A 2,031-nucleotide genomic window follows, 5' to 3' on the forward strand; every position below is an offset into this window, starting at 1 on the left:
GAGGCCGCTCCCACGGCTTCAGGCGGGATTCTGGACGTAGTCGACGACCTCGAGGCCGAAACCGCCGAGGCCGTGAAAGCGCTTGGGGGCAGACAGCAGGCGCATCTTGCCGACGCCGACATCGGCCAGGATCTGCGCACCGATGCCGTACATGCGCCAGTCGGCGGAGGTCTGCACCGGCGGGCGCAGGTCCGCGTGGCCAGCGGCCAGGTCGTGCAGGCGGCGGATCATGGTATCGGCCGGCTCCGGCTTGCGCAGCACCACCGCGACCCCGGAGCCGGCCTCGTCGATCCGGCGCAGCGCGTCGTCCAGCGGCCAGCCGCAGTCGGGGCCGGCGAAACCGAGCGTGTCGCAGATCGTCTGCTCCAGGTGCACGCGCACCAGGGTCGGCTCGTTGGGCGTCGGCTGGCCCCTGACCAGCGCGAAGTGCAGCCCGTGGTCCACCTCGTCCTGAAAGGCGATCAGGCGGAAGCTGCCGTGCGCGGTCGGAAGATCGACCTCGGCCGCCCGGCGCACCGTCTTCTCGTTCTCGATGCGGTAGCGGATCAGGTCCTCGATGGTGCCCATCTTCAGCCCGTGCTCGGCGCAGAAGCGCTCGAGATCGGGACGGCGCGCCATGCTGCCGTCCTCGTTCAGGACCTCCACGATCACCGCCGCCGGCTCGGCCCCGGCCAGACGCGCGAGGTCGCAACCGGCCTCCGTGTGGCCCGCCCGCACCAGCACGCCGCCCGGCTGGGACATCAGCGGAAAGACGTGGCCCGGCTGCACGATGTCCTTCGGCTGGGCGTTCGGCGCGACCGCGGTGCGGATGGTGTGCGCGCGGTCGTAGGCGGAGATCCCGGTGGTCACGCCCTCGGCGGCCTCGATGGACACCGTGAAGTTGGTGGAGTGCGTGTCGTTGGTGTCCGTGACCATCAGCGGCAGCGCCAGCTGGCGGCAGCGCTCGCGCGTCAGCGTGAGGCAGATCAGCCCACGGCCGAATTTGGCCATGAAGTTGATGTCCTCGGGCCGCGCGTGCGAGGCGAGCATCAGCAGGTCGCCCTCGTTCTCCCGGTCCTCGTCGTCGACGATAACCACCATGCGCCCGGCGTGCAGTTCGTCGAGGATCTCGCGGGTACCGGAAAATTCCATGGCGGGTGTCCGTCGGGGGCGCGCGGACTCAGTCGCGCGGGCCGGTGTGGTTGGGAAAGCCCTGCTGCGCCAGCCAGTCCTCGGACAGACCGCCGGACTGACCGGGCTGCGCGGCGCGCTCGCCGAGCATTAGCCGTTCGAGGTAGCGGGCGACGAGGTCGACCTCCAGGTTCACGCGGCTGCCGACCCGGTAGACCGAGAAACGCGTCAGCTCCCAGGTGTGGGGGATGATGTTCACGTCGAAGGTGGCGCCGTCGACGCCGTTGACGGTGAGGCTGGTCCCGTCGATGGTGATCGATCCCTTCGCGGCGATGTAGCGAGCCAGCGCGTCGGGCGCGCGAAACTGCACCCGGGTCGAGCGGGCGTCGGGCTGCATCGCGAGCACCTCCCCGACGCCGTCCACGTGACCGGAGACCAGGTGACCGCCCAGGCGCGTGTTCAGGGTCAGCGCCTGCTCGAGGTTCACGCGATCGCCGACCCCCAGATCGCCAAGGGTGGTCACGCTCAGGCTTTCCCGACTGACGTCCGCGGCAAACCGACCGCCATTGAGCTCAGTGACGGTCAGGCAGACCCCGTTCACCGCGATGGAGTCCCCCAGCCGGGTGTCACCAAGATCCATTTCCGGTGCGCGTACCTTCAGTCGCAGGTCGCCGCCACGCGGCTCCAGGGCCGCGACGGTACCGAGGGTCTCGATGATTCCGGTGAACATGGAGTGCGATCAGGTTGGGGTGGATGAGGGAAAACACCAGATGATACCCAATTCGCCGTCGGCATGGGAAAGCACCCGTACAAGACGGAAGACGCCCACGCCCGGCGTTCCCCATTCAACCCGGTGTAGGGTGGGCCAAGCCCAGCGGGCCCACCACGCCCCATTTCAACCCGGTGTAGGGTGGGCCAAGC

At 69.1% G+C, this 2,031-nt stretch carries 2 protein-coding genes; both read right to left on the reverse strand.

All coding sequences use genetic code 11. The features are described 5' to 3' along the window. Positions 1 to 18: 18 nt before the first annotated feature. On the reverse strand, positions 19 to 1,131 hold the full coding sequence (ribBA, locus tag ACESMN_RS13410) for a bifunctional 3,4-dihydroxy-2-butanone-4-phosphate synthase/GTP cyclohydrolase II (RefSeq protein ID WP_373054111.1): 1,113 nt from the start codon (positions 1,129 to 1,131) through the stop codon (positions 19 to 21). 28 nt (positions 1,132 to 1,159) lie between these two features. After that, positions 1,160 to 1,840: a riboflavin synthase gene (locus ACESMN_RS13415; RefSeq protein ID WP_373054112.1), complete on the reverse strand. Its 681-nt coding sequence runs from the start codon at positions 1,838 to 1,840 to the stop codon at positions 1,160 to 1,162. Between the last annotated feature and the right edge of the window lie 191 nt (positions 1,841 to 2,031).

The organism is Thioalkalivibrio sp. (assembly GCF_041690275.1).
Classification (GTDB): domain Bacteria; phylum Pseudomonadota; class Gammaproteobacteria; order Ectothiorhodospirales; family Ectothiorhodospiraceae; genus Thioalkalivibrio.

Excerpts from the sequence above, each read along its gene's own strand:
- ribBA (WP_373054111.1), bottom strand. The coding sequence starts at position 1,131 with ATGGAATTTTCCGGTACCCGCGAGATCCTCGACGAACTGCACGCCGGG.
- ACESMN_RS13415 (WP_373054112.1), bottom strand. The coding sequence starts at position 1,840 with ATGTTCACCGGAATCATCGAGACCCTCGGTACCGTCGCGGCCCTGGAG.